Origin of the sequence: Sphingobium sp. B11D3B (genome assembly GCF_025961735.1) — a bacterium.
GTDB lineage: Bacteria > Pseudomonadota > Alphaproteobacteria > Sphingomonadales > Sphingomonadaceae > Sphingobium.
Window position 1 is genome coordinate 666,944 of record NZ_JAOQOF010000001.1, and the last position, 14,478, is coordinate 681,421.

General features: G+C 62.9%; 19 protein-coding genes. 16 read left to right on the forward strand and 3 right to left on the reverse strand.

Annotated elements, in window-relative coordinates; all coding sequences use genetic code 11:
• Nucleotides 1-57 precede the first annotated feature (57 nt).
• Nucleotides 58-990, forward strand: a complete 933-nt coding sequence (gene xrtV, locus M2333_RS03140; RefSeq protein WP_264610835.1) for an exosortase V — start codon at nt 58-60, stop codon at nt 988-990.
• Between the two features lie 18 nt (nt 991-1,008).
• Here xrtV and M2333_RS03145 read toward each other — a convergent pair whose 3' ends face one another.
• Nucleotides 1,009-1,257, reverse strand: a complete 249-nt coding sequence (locus M2333_RS03145; RefSeq protein WP_264578577.1) for a YdcH family protein — start codon at nt 1,255-1,257, stop codon at nt 1,009-1,011.
• Nucleotides 1,258-1,456: 199 nt separating this feature from the next.
• On the opposite strand from M2333_RS03145, the gene efp reads away from it, so the two are divergent.
• Genes efp through M2333_RS03160 form a run of 3 tightly spaced genes read left to right on the forward strand, consistent with a single transcriptional unit; the run spans nt 1,457 to nt 3,256 of the window.
• Entirely contained in the window at nt 1,457-2,020 is a 564-nt protein-coding gene (gene efp, locus M2333_RS03150) for an elongation factor P (protein ID WP_181560089.1), read from the forward strand.
• Nucleotides 2,020-2,382 (forward strand): hypothetical protein, encoded by a 363-nt coding sequence (locus M2333_RS03155; RefSeq protein ID WP_264610836.1) that lies wholly within the window; start codon nt 2,020-2,022, stop codon nt 2,380-2,382. The genes efp and M2333_RS03155 overlap by 1 nt, the downstream gene beginning before the upstream one ends.
• A gap of 49 nt (nt 2,383-2,431) precedes the next feature.
• Nucleotides 2,432-3,256, forward strand: coding sequence for an inositol monophosphatase family protein (locus tag M2333_RS03160; protein WP_181560087.1), 825 nt, complete (start codon nt 2,432-2,434; stop codon nt 3,254-3,256).
• Nucleotides 3,257-3,374: 118 nt separating this feature from the next.
• On the opposite strand, the gene bfr is transcribed toward M2333_RS03160, so the two are convergent.
• Nucleotides 3,375-3,854, reverse strand: a complete 480-nt coding sequence (gene bfr / locus M2333_RS03165) for a bacterioferritin (protein WP_181560086.1) — start codon at nt 3,852-3,854, stop codon at nt 3,375-3,377.
• Nucleotides 3,855-4,015: 161 nt separating this feature from the next.
• On the reverse strand, nt 4,016-4,318 hold the full coding sequence (locus tag M2333_RS03170; RefSeq protein WP_319801292.1) for a (2Fe-2S)-binding protein: 303 nt from the start codon (nt 4,316-4,318) through the stop codon (nt 4,016-4,018).
• 142 nt (nt 4,319-4,460) lie between these two features.
• Between M2333_RS03170 and M2333_RS03175 the strand changes: the two genes are divergently transcribed.
• The 12 genes from M2333_RS03175 to nuoI all read left to right on the forward strand — a co-directional run bounded on the left by M2333_RS03175 (nt 4,461) and on the right by nuoI (nt 14,454).
• Nucleotides 4,461-4,835 (forward strand): NADH-quinone oxidoreductase subunit A, encoded by a 375-nt coding sequence (locus M2333_RS03175; RefSeq protein WP_181560085.1) that lies wholly within the window; start codon nt 4,461-4,463, stop codon nt 4,833-4,835.
• Nucleotides 4,826-5,392 (forward strand): NuoB/complex I 20 kDa subunit family protein, encoded by a 567-nt coding sequence (locus tag M2333_RS03180; protein ID WP_181560084.1) that lies wholly within the window; start codon nt 4,826-4,828, stop codon nt 5,390-5,392. The genes M2333_RS03175 and M2333_RS03180 overlap by 10 nt, the downstream gene beginning before the upstream one ends.
• A 10-nt stretch (nt 5,393-5,402) precedes the next feature.
• Nucleotides 5,403-6,290, forward strand: coding sequence for an NADH-quinone oxidoreductase subunit C (locus M2333_RS03185; protein WP_264610837.1), 888 nt, complete (start codon nt 5,403-5,405; stop codon nt 6,288-6,290).
• Nucleotides 6,290-7,525, forward strand: a complete 1,236-nt coding sequence (locus M2333_RS03190; RefSeq protein ID WP_264585343.1) for an NADH-quinone oxidoreductase subunit D — start codon at nt 6,290-6,292, stop codon at nt 7,523-7,525. The genes M2333_RS03185 and M2333_RS03190 overlap by 1 nt, the downstream gene beginning before the upstream one ends.
• Before the next feature lie 11 nt (nt 7,526-7,536).
• Entirely contained in the window at nt 7,537-7,899 is a 363-nt protein-coding gene (locus M2333_RS03195; RefSeq protein ID WP_264574893.1) for a nuclear transport factor 2 family protein, read from the forward strand.
• Nucleotides 7,896-8,087, forward strand: a complete 192-nt coding sequence (locus tag M2333_RS03200) for a hypothetical protein (RefSeq protein WP_181560082.1) — start codon at nt 7,896-7,898, stop codon at nt 8,085-8,087. The genes M2333_RS03195 and M2333_RS03200 overlap by 4 nt, the downstream gene beginning before the upstream one ends.
• The gene (locus tag M2333_RS03205) at nt 8,080-8,745 is read left to right on the forward strand and encodes a complex I 24 kDa subunit family protein (RefSeq protein ID WP_264610838.1); all 666 of its coding nucleotides are present in this window, start codon (nt 8,080-8,082) and stop codon (nt 8,743-8,745) included. Before M2333_RS03200 ends, M2333_RS03205 begins: the two co-directional genes overlap by 8 nt.
• Nucleotides 8,746-8,848: 103 nt before the next feature.
• Nucleotides 8,849-10,180 (forward strand): NADH-quinone oxidoreductase subunit NuoF, encoded by a 1,332-nt coding sequence (gene nuoF / locus M2333_RS03210; RefSeq protein ID WP_264610839.1) that lies wholly within the window; start codon nt 8,849-8,851, stop codon nt 10,178-10,180.
• Nucleotides 10,181-10,380: 200 nt separating this feature from the next.
• Nucleotides 10,381-10,920: a hypothetical protein gene (locus M2333_RS03215; RefSeq protein ID WP_264610840.1), complete on the forward strand. Its 540-nt coding sequence runs from the start codon at nt 10,381-10,383 to the stop codon at nt 10,918-10,920.
• Nucleotides 10,920-12,932 (forward strand): NADH-quinone oxidoreductase subunit NuoG, encoded by a 2,013-nt coding sequence (gene nuoG, locus M2333_RS03220; RefSeq protein ID WP_264610841.1) that lies wholly within the window; start codon nt 10,920-10,922, stop codon nt 12,930-12,932. Before M2333_RS03215 ends, nuoG begins: the two co-directional genes overlap by 1 nt.
• The gene (nuoH, locus tag M2333_RS03225; RefSeq protein WP_264610842.1) at nt 12,929-13,975 is read left to right on the forward strand and encodes an NADH-quinone oxidoreductase subunit NuoH; all 1,047 of its coding nucleotides are present in this window, start codon (nt 12,929-12,931) and stop codon (nt 13,973-13,975) included. The genes nuoG and nuoH overlap by 4 nt, the downstream gene beginning before the upstream one ends.
• Nucleotides 13,972-14,454: an NADH-quinone oxidoreductase subunit NuoI gene (gene nuoI, locus M2333_RS03230; RefSeq protein ID WP_264570750.1), complete on the forward strand. Its 483-nt coding sequence runs from the start codon at nt 13,972-13,974 to the stop codon at nt 14,452-14,454. The genes nuoH and nuoI overlap by 4 nt, the downstream gene beginning before the upstream one ends.
• The last annotated feature ends 24 nt before the right edge of the window (nt 14,455-14,478 follow it).

The window sequence follows — 14,478 nt, forward strand, 5'->3', positions numbered from 1 at the left end:
ATCATCAGCTCTTAACCTTGTTCGGGTTAGGCGCAGGTCAAAGAGCTGAGAGTTCCAATGGCGACGAATGCACCTGTGATTACCGAAAAGAAAACCCGTTTCGAGCTGCTGAACTGGTTGATGGCCAACCCTGTTCTGGGGGCGGGTATTCTCGCGGTGCTCGTTCCGACGCTGTTGCTCGTGGCAAGGGAAAGCTGGTCGACGGAGCAGGGCGCGCATGGTCCCATCGTGCTGGCCACCGGCCTGTGGCTGCTGTGGCGGGAATGGCAGAACGCCGCGGTCGTCGCGCGCCCGGCGCCAGGACTTCCGATTTCCATCGCCTTCGCGATTCTCCTGCCGCTCTACTTCGTCTCGCGGGTCAGCAACATTGTCGAGACAGAGGGCTTTCTCATGTATGGCCTGGTCGTTGCGGCGCTGTTCAGCGCCATCGGCTGGGAGGCGCTCAAGCGGCTCTGGTTCCCGCTCATCTACCTGCTGTTCGTGCTGCCGCCGCCTGAGACGCTGGTGGCCATGGTCACCAATCCGCTCAAGATCATGCTGTCCGAATCCGCCGTCGGCTTCCTGTATCTGGTCGGTTATCCGGTCGCCTCGTCGGGCGTTACCATTCAGGTGGGCCAGTATCAGCTGCTTGTCGCGGAGGCCTGCGCGGGCCTCAACTCGCTCATCTCGCTCTCCGCCATCTCGCTATTCTACGTCTATCTGCGTCACCACGCGAATGTGCGCTATGCGCTGCTGATGATCGTGGCGATCGTGCCGGTCGCCGTGTTCGCCAATTTCGTCCGGATCGTGCTGCTTGTGCTGCTGACCTATCACGGCGGCGAGGCAGCGGCGCAGGGCTTCCTGCATGATTTCGCCGGGCTGACCATGTTCATGACCGCGCTGATCACCATCTTCGCGATCGATCATCTCTTCGGGCTGCTGTTCCCGCGCCTGAAGGGCAGCAAAAGCGACCCCGTCGCGAAGCCAGCGGCTGAGCCCGCCCAGCCTTAAGGCCGGGCGCGGCGTGCCTCAGCTGCGCTGCTGGGCGATCAGAGTGGACATGTCGTCCAGGATCGCCAGCCTCTCCTTTTTTAGGTCCTCCAGATGCTCGTCGCAGGCCGGCTCGATGTCGGTTTCGATCCGGTAGATCTGGCGCGTGAGCAGGTGGTGGCGCTCGGCAAGCGTGCGGAAATGCGCGTTGTGGAGCTTCAGGGCGTGAAGCACCTCATGGTCATGCGGGAACAGGTCGTCGAGCGTTTCGCGGGTATCAAGGGTCATGTTGCTCTCCTGGGCCTTATCCGGCTGGCAATGATCCGATCGTGCCGGGCGGAATGATAGCGCGCCTTGCGCAAGATCAATTCATCGCCCACCCCTGGCGCATGGGCGGCGGGATTGCCCGCGCCCCTTGCCGTTGCGCGTCAACACGGCTAGAGGGCGCACCGGCTCTTTCCATCCTTGAAATAGACAGGCGCGACCCATGAAGATCAGCGGCGTGGATATTCGTCCCGGCAACAATATCGAATATGAAGGCGGCCTGTGGCGCGCCGTGAAGATCCAGCACACCCAGCCCGGCAAGGGCGGCGCCTATATGCAGGTGGAGCTGAAGAACCTGATCGACGGGCGCAAGAACAATGTGCGCTTCCGCTCTGCCGAGACGGTCGAGCGCATCCGCCTCGACACCAAGGATTTCCAGTATCTCTATGCCGAGGGCGACATGCTCGTCTTCATGGACACTGAGACCTATGAGCAGATCAACCTGCCCAACGATCTCGTGGGTGATGCCGCAGCGTTCCTGCAGGACGGTATGATGGTCATGCTCGAAATGTATGAAGAGCGCCCGATCAGCGTGCAACTGCCCGAGACGGTCGAGGCGACCGTGGTCGAGGCGGACGCCGTCGTGAAGGGGCAGACCGCATCGGCCAGCTACAAGCCGGCGATTCTCGACAATGGCGTGCGCGTGATGGTGCCGCCGCACATCACCACCGGCACCCGGATCATCGTCGACGTGTATGAGCGCGAATATGTGAAGCGGGCCGACTGATGCGGGCTCTCCGCCTCGTCGCCGGGTCCGCGCTGGCCCTGTCCCTTGCCTGGTCCGCGCCGCTGCTGGCGCAGGCCAAGCCGGCCAAGCCTGCGGGGCAGCCCAGCGAAGCCCAGCTTCAGCACGCGGCGGAGAATTTCCGCATCATGGTCAGCGGTCTGCAGTCCGACAAGATTCCGCAGCCGGTGAAGAGCATTCTCTTCACCTGCGCCTACGGGAATCCGTTCAGCAAGATCAGCGAGAATACCGACAAGCTGATGACCGAGAAGAAGCTGGACCGCAAAAATCCGACCCAGGTGCTCAGCGCCATGGCGGCCGTTTGCGGTTTGCGGCCCGAGATGGTCGCACCGCCCAAGAAGTGATTTCATTCCCTGACCGGCCGCTCTTCCGCGCCGGAGGAGACAGATTGACATGGTATCCCATTCCGGCCTGCTGACGGTCATCGAGCGCGCGGCCCGCAAGGTGGCTCCGCAACTGCGGCGCGACTTCGGCGAGGTTCAGCATCTTCAGGTCAGCCGCAAGGGACCGGCCGACTTCGTGACTGTCGCCGACAAGAAGGCGGAGGACACGCTGGTCGCCGAACTGAGCAAGGCGCGGCCGGACTGGGGCTTCCTGCTCGAGGAAGGCGGCGAGATCGCCGGCGATCCCATGAAGCCGCGCTGGGTGATCGATCCGCTCGATGGCACCACCAACTTCCTCCACGGCATCCCGCATTTCGCCATTTCCATCGCCGTGCAGGAGCCGCATCGCTCCGGGCAGGGCTGGGGTGAAGTGACCACGGGCATGATCTATCAGCCGATCACTGACGAGAGCTATTGGGCGGAGAAATCCCGCGGCGCCTGGCGGCATGACCAGCGCTTGCGCGTCTCCGCACGCCGCGATCTGACCGAGGCGCTGATCGCTACCGGCATTCCGTTCATCGGCCATGGCGATTTTACCGAATGGAGCCGCATCTTCGGCGCCATCGCACCCTCGGTTGCGGGCATCCGCCGCTATGGCTCGGCCGCGCTCGATCTCGCCTGGGTGGCGTCCGGGCGCTATGACGGCTTCTGGGAGAGCGGCCTCTCGGCATGGGACGTGCAGGCCGGCATTCTTCTGGTGCGCGAGGCCGGCGGTTTCGTCACCGATTTCCGGGGTGGCGCCGAGCCCGTAGAGCGTCGCCAGGTGCTGGCCGCCAATGACGTGCTCCACAGCAAGCTCCACAAGCTGCTCGCCGGAGCGCTACGCAACATGTGATGCGGAACGGTCCGGCGCCGGCGACTATCGCTGCCGCCATTTACCGGCCAACAAAAAAGGGCGCCCGCTGCTCGCCATTCGGCCAGCAGGGGCGCCCTTTTTGCTTCTGGACGGCGCGTCAGCCTTCGACGGCCTCGCTGTTGAGCTGGATATAATTGGCCAGGCCCATGCGCTCGATCATCTCGAACTGCGTCTCCAGCTTGTCGACATGGTCTTCCTCGCTGTCGAGGATATGCTGGAACAGGTCGCGGCTGACATAATCGCGCACGCTCTCGCAATGCTGGATGGCGTCGCGCAGCAGCGGGATCGCTTCCAGTTCGGTATCCAGGTCGGCCTTGAGCACTTCCTCGACCGTGCTGCCGATGCGCAGGCGCCCGAGCAGCTGGAAGTTGGGCAAGCCATCGAGAAACAAGATGCGCTCCGCCAGCTTGTCGGCGTGCTTCATCTCGTCGATCGATTCCTCATATTCGAACTTGGCGAGCTTCGAGATGCCCCAATGATCGAGAAGACGGTAGTGGAGGAAATACTGGTTGATGGCCGTCAGCTCGTTCTTGAGCGCGCCATTGAGAAATTCGATGACCTTTTCGTCACCCTTCATGTTCTGTCTCCATGTCGTCAGTCGATGGAGCGGAACTAGCAGCAAAGCGGCAATAATTCACGCGAGAACGTCTCGCAACCATGGGTGCGATAGGTTCTTAATAGCGGTGCACTTCTTCGCTAATGCCAATGATAGTCAGGAATGGGGCTTGTCTGGTCGGGTTAGGCCGTTGCCCAGGTGCCGGTCTGGCTCGGTGCATTGAGGCTGCGGCTGCAGCGCGACCGGCAGGAGGATTGCTCTTCCACCATCACATCTTCCGCATGATCGAGGCAGATGCGACATTGCGGCGTTTTGCCAAGCGCCCGGTAGGCGCTTTCGGGACACGTCACACCCTGGCGAGCAACGCTGCGCAGTTCCTGTTCCGTGATCGCATTACAGATACAGACAAGCATGATTCGTTGATAGTGTTGTTGCGAGGCATTTGCAATCTCCGACGTGATCGGATGCGACGAATGGTTGGGCATCCGGCCGGTCTGAGCCCATAGGGGAGGGGCTGACGCTCGGCTGATTTGTTGCGAATCATTCTCAGCCCGTCCAAGGGTTGCCTCGCAGGTGCAGCAGTCCTAAAGCGCCCCCATCAAAGGCTATTAAGCCTAGGGGATTCAAGTGGTCGATCTGTCGCAATATCTGCCGATCCTGCTGTTTCTGGTTGTCGCATTGGGCTTGTCGTGCGCGTTCGTGTTCCTGCCCATGGCCGTCGGCCGGCTGACGGGATCGCACAAGCCGGACCCGGAAAAGCTGAGCGAATATGAATGCGGCTTTCCCGCATTTGAGGATCCGCGCAGTCAGTTCGACGTGCGCTTCTACCTCGTCGCGATCCTGTTCATCATCTTCGATCTGGAAGCAGCGTTTCTCTTCCCCTGGTCGGTGAGTCTGGCTGAGATCGGCTGGGCCGGCTGGGGCGCGATGATGATCTTCATTTTCGAGCTGGTGCTCGGCCTCGTCTATGCCTGGAAGAAGGGAGCACTCGATTGGGAGTAGAACTTGAACGGCCGGGCACGCTGGGCGCTCCGCTGATCGGGGTTCCGCCTGCCACGCAGCCAGATCCCGAATTCTTCAAGGCGCTCTCGACCGAGGTGAGCGATAAGGGCTTTCTCGTCACGTCGACGGAAGACCTGTTCAACTGGGCGCGTACCGGCTCGCTCTGGTGGATGACCTTCGGCCTCGCCTGCTGCGCGGTCGAGATGATCCATGTGAATATGCCGCGCTACGACATGGAGCGCTTCGGCGCTGCCCCGCGCGCGTCTCCGCGCCAGAGCGACGTGATGATCGTCGCCGGCACGCTGTGCAACAAGATGGCTCCGGCGCTGCGGAAGGTTTATGACCAGATGAGCGAGCCGAAATACGTCATTTCGATGGGCTCGTGCGCCAATGGCGGCGGCTATTATCATTACAGCTACAGCGTCGTGCGCGGCTGCGACCGGATCGTGCCCGTGGACATCTACGTCCCCGGCTGCCCGCCGACCGCCGAAGCACTGCTTTATGGCATCATGCAGCTCCAGCGGAAAATCCGCCGGGTCGGCACGATAGAGCGTTGAGGGGGCGGATATGGTGACAGCCGTTCATTCCGCACCGCGGGTCGAGCCGATCGAGGGTCTGGCCGATGCCATTCGCGCCGCGCTGGGCGATGCCGTGCTGGCGATCAAGGATGCGCATTTCGAGCTGAGCGTGGGCGTGCAGCGCGAGGCGCTGGCCGAAGCGTTGCAGCTTCTGCGCGATCGCTTCGACTATCAGCAGCTCATGGAGATCGCCGGGGTCGACTATCCCGAGCGAGCCGAGCGCTTCGAGGTCTGCTATCATCTGCTCTCGGTGACCAAGAACCATCGCTTGCGCGTCAAGGTGCGCACCGATGAGGATCATGCGGTGCCGACCGTCACGCATCTCTGGCCGGTTGCCGGCTGGCTCGAGCGCGAAGTGTTCGACATGTATGGCGTGCTGTTCGAGGGCAACACGGACCTGCGCCGCATCCTCACCGATTATGGCTTCAAGGGCTATCCGTTCCGCAAGGACTTCCCGCTCACCGGCTATGTCGAGCTGCGCTACTCGGAAGAGCAGAAGCGGGTGGTTTATGAGCCTGTGAAGCTGGCGCAGGACTTCCGCAGCTTCGACTTCATGAGCCCGTGGGAAGGCGCGCAATATGTGCTGCCAGGCGACGAGAAGGCCAAGGGCGAGGCGCCGGGTGCGCCCACGCCGCCACCTCCTCCGCCGCCACCCCCGCCAGCATCCGCTTCCCCGGACGCCAAGACGCCCAAGACGACGGACGAGCCTGCGGATACCGGCGCCGGTGCGCCGGCCGATAAGGCTGCGACCAAGCAGGCCCGTGCGCCGCGTGCCAAGAAGGCGGAGGTTGCGTCTGCGCCGGTGGAAGACACGCCCCCGGTGGAAAACAAGCCGAAGCGTACGCGCAAGCCCAAGACGCCCGAGGGTGACGCCTGATGTCCGAATATCTCGACAAGCTGGAGCATCTTGTTGACGACGCCGATCCGGCGCTCGGCGACACCGCGATCCAGAACTACACGATCAACTTCGGTCCGCAGCATCCCGCTGCCCACGGCGTGCTGCGTCTGGTCATGGAGCTCGAGGGCGAGATCGTGGAGCGCTGCGATCCGCATGTCGGCCTGCTGCATCGCGGCACCGAGAAGCTGATCGAATACAAGACCTATTTGCAGGCGCTGCCCTATTTCGACCGGCTGGACTATTGCTCGCCGCTCGGCATGGAGCACAGCTATGTGCTGGCCATCGAAAAGCTGCTGAACCTCGAAGTCCCGCTGCGTGCGCAGTATCTGCGCGTGTTCTTTGCGGAGCTGACGCGGATCAGCAACCACATGCTGAACCTTGGCTCCCACGTCATGGACGTCGGCGCGATGACGCCGAACCTGTGGATGTTCGAGATCCGCGAGGATTGCCTCAACTTCTTCGAGCGCGCCTCCGGCGCGCGCATGCACTCGGCCTATTTCCGTCCGGGTGGCGTTCATCAGGACGTGCCGCTCAAGCTGCTCGCCGATATTGGCGACTGGCTCGATACGCGCCTGCCGCGTCTTTTCGAGGATGCGATCAGTCTGGTGGCGGACAACCGCATCTTCAAGCAGCGCAATGTCGACATCGCGGTCTGCTCCAAGGAAGACGCGCTGCGCTGGGGCTTCTCCGGTCCGATGCTCCGTGGCTCGGGCATTCCGTGGGATATCCGCAAAGCGCAACCCTACGATGTCTATGATCGCATGGAGTTCGACGTGCCCGTCGGCACCAACTTCGACTGCTACGACCGGTTCATGGTGCGCGTGGAGGAGGTCCGCCAGTCGGCGCGGATCATGAAGCAGTGCTTGAACGAGATGCCGGATGGCCCGGTCGCTTCGCTCGATCGCAAGGTCGTGCCGCCCAAGCGCGGCGAGATGAAGCAGTCGATGGAAGCACTCATCCACCACTTCAAGCTCTATACCGAGGGCTTCCACGTGCCCGAGGGCGAAGTATACGTGGCGACCGAAAGCCCCAAGGGTGAGTTCGGCGTCTATCTGGTGAGCGACGGGACCAACAAGCCCTATCGCTGCAAGATCCGTCCGACCGCGTTCAGCCATCTGCAGGCGATGGACTTCCTGATGAAGGGCCACATGCTGGCCGACACCACCGCCGTGCTCGGCGCGATGGATATCGTGTTCGGGGAGTGCGACCGGTGAGCGTTGCAACCATGCTGTCCGCCGACGAGCGCATCGCCATCACCCGCGAAATGATCGCGCGCTACAATCGTCAGGATGCCGACGCCTATGTCGAGTTGATGACGGACGAGGCCTGCGAGGCGAATTATCGCGGTGCGGTCGTGCGCGAAGGCAAGGAAGGGACCCGCTCGGGCCTCGCCGCCGCTTTCGCCAAATGGCCGCAGAACCATGCGGAGATCGTCGAGGCGCAGGCCATCGGCAATTATGTGCTGATGCGCGAGCATGTCACGCGCGGCCCGGCCAGCGATGGCTCGGAGCTGGTCGAGCCGTTCGACGTGATCGCTGTCTATTCATTCGAGGGCGACAAGGTGTCGCGCGTGGAGTTCATTCGATGAGGGGCGACGCAACACCCGTCTGGTTGCATATCCTGGTGCTGAGCCTTGCCGGCATGGTGTTGATCGTGCTGGACCGCATGGCCGATGTTCCCGATGGCGTGGTCGCCGGGCTGGCATGCGCCACGGTCTATTTCTGGCTGACCTTCGGCGCGCCGGCCTACAGCAAGCGGATCCGCGAGAATGGCTGACGCACCCCAGATCCCCGATGAAGCCGAAGTCCGCGCCCGCTGGGGCGGCTTTGCCTGGACGCCGGAAAATGCCGAGCAGGCCAGGAAGGTCATCGCGCGTTATCCCGATGGCCGCCAGCAGTCGGCAGTGATGCCGCTGCTCGATCTCGCCCAGCGGCAGGTCGGTGCGGAGACGAACACGCAAGGCTGGCTGCCGATCCCGGTGATCGAATATGTCGCCGCCCAGCTCGATATGCCGTTCATGCGCGCCTATGAGGTCGCGACCTTCTACACCATGTACAATCTGGCGCCGGTCGGCCGGTTCCATGTGCAGGTGTGCGGCACGACGCCGTGCATGCTGCGCGGAAGCGACGATGTGCTGGACGCCTGCACCAAGCGCGGCCTCAAGAAGGGCACGACCACCGCGGACGGCCTGTTCACGCTGACCGAGGTCGAGTGCCTCGGCGCCTGCGCCAATGCGCCGATGGTGCAGATCAACGACGACAATTACGAAGACCTGACCTTCGCGAGCATGACGGCGATCCTCGACGATCTCGCGGCCGGCAAGCAGCCCAAGATTGGCCCGCAGATCGACCGCCAGACCAGCGCGCCCGAGGGCGGGCCGACTGCGACGAAGGCGATGGTCACCGAGAATCATGATTATCGGGGGGAATGGTAATGGCTGCTGTTTCTGACCTCCCGTTCGTGTCGAGCGAAGTCGAGACACGTCGTGCCCAGCGCTTCTCGACTTCGCTCGAAGCGAACGGATTTGGAGGGATCGCATGAGCGAGACCGCACCCGCGCCCTTTGTCGGCCCGCTGGAAGACAAGGACCGCATCTTCACCAACGTCCATGGCTATCAGGACTGGCGCATCGACGCCGCCATGAAGCGGGGCGATTGGGACAATACTAAGAAGCTGCTTGAAATCGGGCAGGATGGCATCATCGACATCATGAAGGCCTCGGGCCTGCGTGGTCGCGGTGGCGCCGGCTTCCCGACCGGCATGAAGTGGAGCTTCATGCCCAAGGAAAGCAAGGACGGGCGTCCGAGCTTCCTGGTCATCAATGCGGACGAGTCCGAGCCGGGCTCGTGCAAGGACCGCGAGATCATCCGCCACGATCCGCACAAGCTGATCGAGGGCGCGCTCGTCGCCGGCTTCGCGATGCGCGCGCGGGCGGCCTATATCTACATCCGTGGCGAGTTCATCTACGAAGCGAAGGTGCTCTTCGCGGCGGTGGAAGAGGCTTATGCCAAGGGCTTCCTCGGCAAGAATGCCTGCGGCTCGGGCTATGATTTCGACGTGTTCGTGCATCGCGGGGCAGGGGCCTATATCTGCGGCGAGGAAACCGCGCAGATCGAGAGCCTCGAGGGCAAGAAGGGCCAGCCCCGCCTCAAGCCGCCATTCCCGGCGGGCGCGGGCCTCTATGGCTGCCCGACCACGGTCAACAATGTCGAGAGCATCGCGGTTGCGCCCACGATCCTGCGGCGCGGCGCCGGCTGGTTCTCCAGCTTCGGTCGCGAGAACAATCGCGGCACCAAGCTCTTCCAGATCAGCGGCCATGTGAACAAGCCGTGCGTGATCGAGGAGAGCATGAGCATCCCGTTCCGCGAGCTGATCGATCGCCATTGCGGCGGCATTCGCGGCGGCTGGGATAACCTCCTCGCGGTCATCCCCGGCGGCTCTTCGGTGCCCCTGGTGCCGGCCGCCGAGATCATGGACGCGCCGATGGATTTCGATGGCCTGCGCGCGCTCGGCTCCGGCCTCGGCACGGCAGCGGTCATTGTCATGGACAAGTCGACCGACATCGTGCGGGCGATCGCGCGGCTCAGCTACTTCTACAAGCATGAGAGCTGCGGCCAGTGCACGCCGTGCCGCGAAGGCACCGGCTGGATGTGGCGCGTGATGGAGCGGCTTGTGCGCGGCGATGCCGAGGTGGAAGAGATCGACATGCTCTTCCAGGTCACCAAGCAGGTCGAAGGCCACACCATCTGCGCGCTCGGCGACGCAGCCGCCTGGCCGATCCAGGGCCTCATTCGCCATTTCCGCCCCGAGATCGAGCGCCGCATCGCGGCCAAGCGCGGCGGCGCCCCTGTGCTGGAGGCAGCGGAGTGATGGACGCGCGCTTTCTTCGGCTAATCGTGCCAGTTGGCGTTCTGATAGCCGCTACATCTGGCAATGCCGCGGAGCCTGATAGCAAGGGGCGGCCACCAGCGGAGCCTCTTCCTGCCGGGTCGATGTACCGACACGCAGAAAACTCTATTACGGCGCGTGAACTCGCTACGGCGCTCGTCCGCAAGCGGTTTGCAAAGTGCGTGTACGGCTATCGCGCGGCAGAAATCGACGCCTATCTGATAAGCCCGGACTATGAGGGCGGATGGGCAAAGCTCGCGGGTGCGCGTAAAGGAAAGCCGGCATCGTCATCTTCAGTATTCACGACATGCCTGGAACGAGAAGCCGGTCTGGGCGATATGACGGCGCAGGTCAGCATACCGAGCTTTCGTTTGTTGATGGCAGAAGAAGCTTATCTCTCTCGCTTCGAAGGCGCTCCCCGCCCGCCGACCGACGCTGTCGAGGTGTTGTCAAGGGAGCCCCTGACTGTCGGATCCGTTCCGGAAGCAAGTGTCGTTCTGGCTGCCGTCGCCGACTGCCTAGTTTACCACGATTTAGCTGGAGCTGACGCGTTGGTGCGGACGGTGTCGGACTCGCCGGAGGAGCGGGCAGGCGCTGTTTCTCTCGCGGCGGCTGTTGGCGGTTGTTTGCCCCCGGATCAAACTTTGAAGCTCAACGTAACGATGATTCGATCGCTTGCCGTCGAAGGCCTTTGGGCGCGCTATGCAAGGACTGTTCACTAATGCCTAAACTCAAAGTAGATGGCATCGACATCGAAGTTCCCGCCGGAGCGACCGTGCTTCAGGCGTGCGAGCTGGCCGGCAAGGAAATTCCGCGCTTCTGCTATCATGAGCGCCTTTCCATCGCGGGCAATTGCCGCATGTGCCTTGTCGAGGTGAAGCCCGGGCCGCCCAAGCCGCAGGCGAGCTGCGCGCTGCCGGCCGCTGACGGGCAGGAAATCCGCACCGACAGCGAGATGGTGAAGAAGGCCCGCGAGGGCGTGATGGAGTTCCTGCTCATCAATCACCCGCTCGATTGCCCGATCTGCGATCAGGGCGGCGAGTGCGATCTGCAGGACCAGTCCGTCGCTTATGGGCGTGGCCAATCGCGCTACGACGAGAACAAGCGCGCGGTCACCGAGAAATATATGGGCCCCATCGTCAAGACGGTGATGACCCGCTGCATCCAGTGCACGCGCTGCGTGCGCTTTGCCGAGGAAGTGGCCGGCGTGCCGGAGATCGGCGCGATCTATCGCGGCGAGAACATGCAGATTACCACCTATCTGGAGCATGCCGCCAAGAGCGAGCTATCCGGCAATGTGGTCGATCTTTGCCCGGTCGGCGCGCTGACGTCCAAGCCCTATGCTTTCGAGGCGCGGCCCTGGGAGCTCAAGAAGACGCTCGCCATCGACGTGATGGATGCGGTGGGCACCAATATCCGCATCGACAGCCGTGGCCGCGCCGTGTTGCGCGTGCTGCCGCGCGTCAATGATGACGTGAACGAGGAGTGGGCGAGCGACAAGACCCGCCACGCCGTTGACGGGCTGATGCGCAAGCGGCTGGACAAGCCCTATGTTCGCAAGGACGGTCAGCTCGTCCCCGCGACGTGGGACGAGGCCTTTGCGGCCATCGCTGCCGCGGCGAAAAGCGCCAACGGTTCGGTCGCGGCGATCGCCGGCGATCAGCTCGATTGCGAGACGATGTTCGCCGCGCGTGAGCTTGTCCATGGTCTTGGCGGTTCGCTGCTCGAAGGCCGCCAGGGCGGCCTCGACTATGAGGTTTCCAGCCTCTCGGCGGTGAACTTCAATTCGACGCTCGCCGGCATCGAGACGGCGGACGCGATCCTGCTGGTCGGCACTAATCTGCGTTGGGAAGCGCCGCTGATCAACACGCGCATCCGCAAGGCCATCAAGAAGGGCGCCAAGGTCTGGTCCATCGGGCCGGACGTGGACCTGACCTACAAGGTGATCTCGCTCGGCAACGATGCCGCGCTGCTCGCGAACCTGCCCAAGGACGTGCTTGATGCCTTCGCTGCGGCCGACCGCCCGGCGCTCATCATGGGCGGCGGTGCGCTGGCGGCCGCGGGCGTACACGGCGCCGCACTGGCGGCGGTGAACACGCTCGGTCTGATCAAGCCTGACTGGAACGGCTTCAACGTCGTCCACATGGCTGCCGCACGGATGGGCGGGCTGATGCTTGGCTATGCGGCACAGGGCGGCGTGAAGGCGATCGCGCAGAGCGAGCCCAAGCTGCTGTTCCTGATGGGCGCGGACGATGTGCCGTTCGATCTCTTCGGCAAGAGCTTCAAGGTCTATGTCGGCCACCATGGTGACAAGGGCGCCCATGCGGCGGACGTGATCCTGCCCGGCGCGGCCTACACCGAGAAGGCCGGCACCTATGTGAACACGGAAGGTCGCGTGCAGCGGGGCGACAAGGCCGTGTTCGCGCCGGGCGATGCCCGCGAGGACTGGACGATCCTGCGCGCGCTTTCTGATGTGCTGGGCAAGACGCTGCCGTTCGACAGCTTCGAGGCGCTCCGTGCTGCCATGTATGCCGCCGTCCCGGCGCTGGCACAGGAAGGCCTGGTCGAATTCGGCTGGTCGGCCCCGTCGCTCGCGAGCAATGCGAGCGGCCCGATTAGCCTGCCGATCAAGGACTTCTATCTCACCAACGCCATCTGCCGGGCCAGCCCGACGATGAAGCGCTGCTCGGCGGAACTGGTCATGGGTGAAGAATTCGCGGAGGCCGCGGAATGACCGAGTTTTTCCAGACCTATCTGGGCACGGGCTTCGGCTGGTTCGTCGCCAACCTGATCCTCATCCTGCTCATCGCGCTGCCGCTCATGCTGGCGGTGGCGATGATCATCTATGCCGACCGCAAGATTTGGGCGGCGATGGCGCTGCGCCGCGGTCCCAACGTCGTGGGCCCCTTCGGCCTGCTCCAGTCCTTCGCGGACGGCCTCAAGGTCTTCCTGCAGGAAACGATCATCCCGAGCGCGGCTAACAAGGGGCTGTTCATCCTTGCGCCGATCATCACCTTCACGGTGGCACTGCTGGCCTGGGCGGTCATTCCGTTCGATGCCGGGATGGTGCTGGCGGACATCAATGTCGGCTTGCTCTATATTCTCGCGATCAGCTCGCTCGGCGTTTACGGCGTGGTGATCTCGGGCTGGGCCTCCAACTCGAAATATCCCTTCTTCTCGGCGATGCGCGCCAGTGCGCAGATGATCTCCTATGAGGTCTCGATCGGCTTCGTGCTGATCAGCGTCGTGCTCTGGTCGGGCAGCTTCAATCTCTCGACCATCGTCGAGACGCAGCGCAGCTATTATGGCTTCCTCAACGGCCACGGCTTCAATCCGCTGCTCTTCCCGATGGCGGTGGTGTTCCTCATCTCGTCCATGGCGGAGACGGCGCGCGCGCCCTTCGACCTGACCGAGGCGGAATCCGAGCTCGTCGCCGGCTATCAGACCGAATATTCGTCGATGAGCTTCGCGCTCTTCTGGCTCGGCGAATATGCCAACGTCATCCTGATGTGCCTGCTCAATGCGCTGCTCTTCTGGGGTGGCTATCTGCCGCCGGTGGACTGGGCGCCGCTTTATTATGTGCCGGGTATCATCTGGCTGCTGGCCAAGACCTTCATCTTCTTCTTCATCTTCTCATGGGTGAAGGCGACGGTGCCCCGCTTCCGCTATGACCAGCTCATGCGGTTGGGCTGGAAGGTATTCCTGCCGCTCTCGCTCTTCTTCGTATTCCTCGTGTCCGGGTTCCTGATGTTGACCCGCTATGGAGGCGGCGCATGATTGCGCATCTCGTCAAATCCTTCACTCTCTGGGAGTTTTTGAAGGCGCACGCTTTGACCTTGAAATATTTCTTCAAGCCAAAGGCGACCATCAACTACCCCTATGAGAAGAACCCGATCTCGCCCCGCTTCCGCGGCGAGCATGCGCTGCGCCGTTATCCCAATGGCGAAGAGCGCTGCATCGCATGCAAGCTGTGCGAGGCAATCTGCCCGGCGCAGGCGATCACCATCGAGGCGCAGCCGCGCGACGATGGCTCGCGCCGCACGACGCGCTACGATATCGACATGGTGAAGTGCATCTATTGCGGCTTCTGCCAGGAAGCCTGCCCGGTCGATGCGATCGTGGAAGGCCCGAACTTCGAGTTCGCCACGGAAACCCGTGAAGAACTCTATTACGACAAGGCGAAACTGCTCGCCAATGGTGACAAATGGGAGCGGGCAATCGCGGCGAACCTTGCCGCCGATGCCCCCTACCGTTAAGGCGCCGCGAAGGGACCAGAGGGG

Bases quoted from the DNA above. Each gene is read 5' to 3' on its own strand.
- efp (WP_181560089.1), top strand. From the start codon at position 1,457: ATGAAGATCAGCGGCGTGGATATTCGTCCCGGCAACAATATCGAATAT.
- M2333_RS03170 (WP_319801292.1), bottom strand. From the start codon at position 4,318: ATGCCCAACCATTCGTCGCATCCGATCACGTCGGAGATTGCAAATGCC.
- M2333_RS03155 (WP_264610836.1), top strand. From the start codon at position 2,020: ATGCGGGCTCTCCGCCTCGTCGCCGGGTCCGCGCTGGCCCTGTCCCTT.
- xrtV (WP_264610835.1), top strand. From the start codon at position 58: ATGGCGACGAATGCACCTGTGATTACCGAAAAGAAAACCCGTTTCGAG.
- nuoH (WP_264610842.1), top strand. From the start codon at position 12,929: ATGACCGAGTTTTTCCAGACCTATCTGGGCACGGGCTTCGGCTGGTTC.
- M2333_RS03145 (WP_264578577.1), bottom strand. From the start codon at position 1,257: ATGACCCTTGATACCCGCGAAACGCTCGACGACCTGTTCCCGCATGAC.
- M2333_RS03185 (WP_264610837.1), top strand. From the start codon at position 5,403: ATGGTGACAGCCGTTCATTCCGCACCGCGGGTCGAGCCGATCGAGGGT.
- M2333_RS03160 (WP_181560087.1), top strand. From the start codon at position 2,432: ATGGTATCCCATTCCGGCCTGCTGACGGTCATCGAGCGCGCGGCCCGC.
- M2333_RS03205 (WP_264610838.1), top strand. From the start codon at position 8,080: ATGGCTGACGCACCCCAGATCCCCGATGAAGCCGAAGTCCGCGCCCGC.
- M2333_RS03190 (WP_264585343.1), top strand. From the start codon at position 6,290: ATGTCCGAATATCTCGACAAGCTGGAGCATCTTGTTGACGACGCCGAT.
- M2333_RS03200 (WP_181560082.1), top strand. From the start codon at position 7,896: ATGAGGGGCGACGCAACACCCGTCTGGTTGCATATCCTGGTGCTGAGC.
- M2333_RS03195 (WP_264574893.1), top strand. From the start codon at position 7,537: ATGCTGTCCGCCGACGAGCGCATCGCCATCACCCGCGAAATGATCGCG.
- nuoG (WP_264610841.1), top strand. From the start codon at position 10,920: ATGCCTAAACTCAAAGTAGATGGCATCGACATCGAAGTTCCCGCCGGA.
- nuoF (WP_264610839.1), top strand. From the start codon at position 8,849: ATGAGCGAGACCGCACCCGCGCCCTTTGTCGGCCCGCTGGAAGACAAG.
- bfr (WP_181560086.1), bottom strand. From the start codon at position 3,854: ATGAAGGGTGACGAAAAGGTCATCGAATTTCTCAATGGCGCGCTCAAG.
- nuoI (WP_264570750.1), top strand. From the start codon at position 13,972: ATGATTGCGCATCTCGTCAAATCCTTCACTCTCTGGGAGTTTTTGAAG.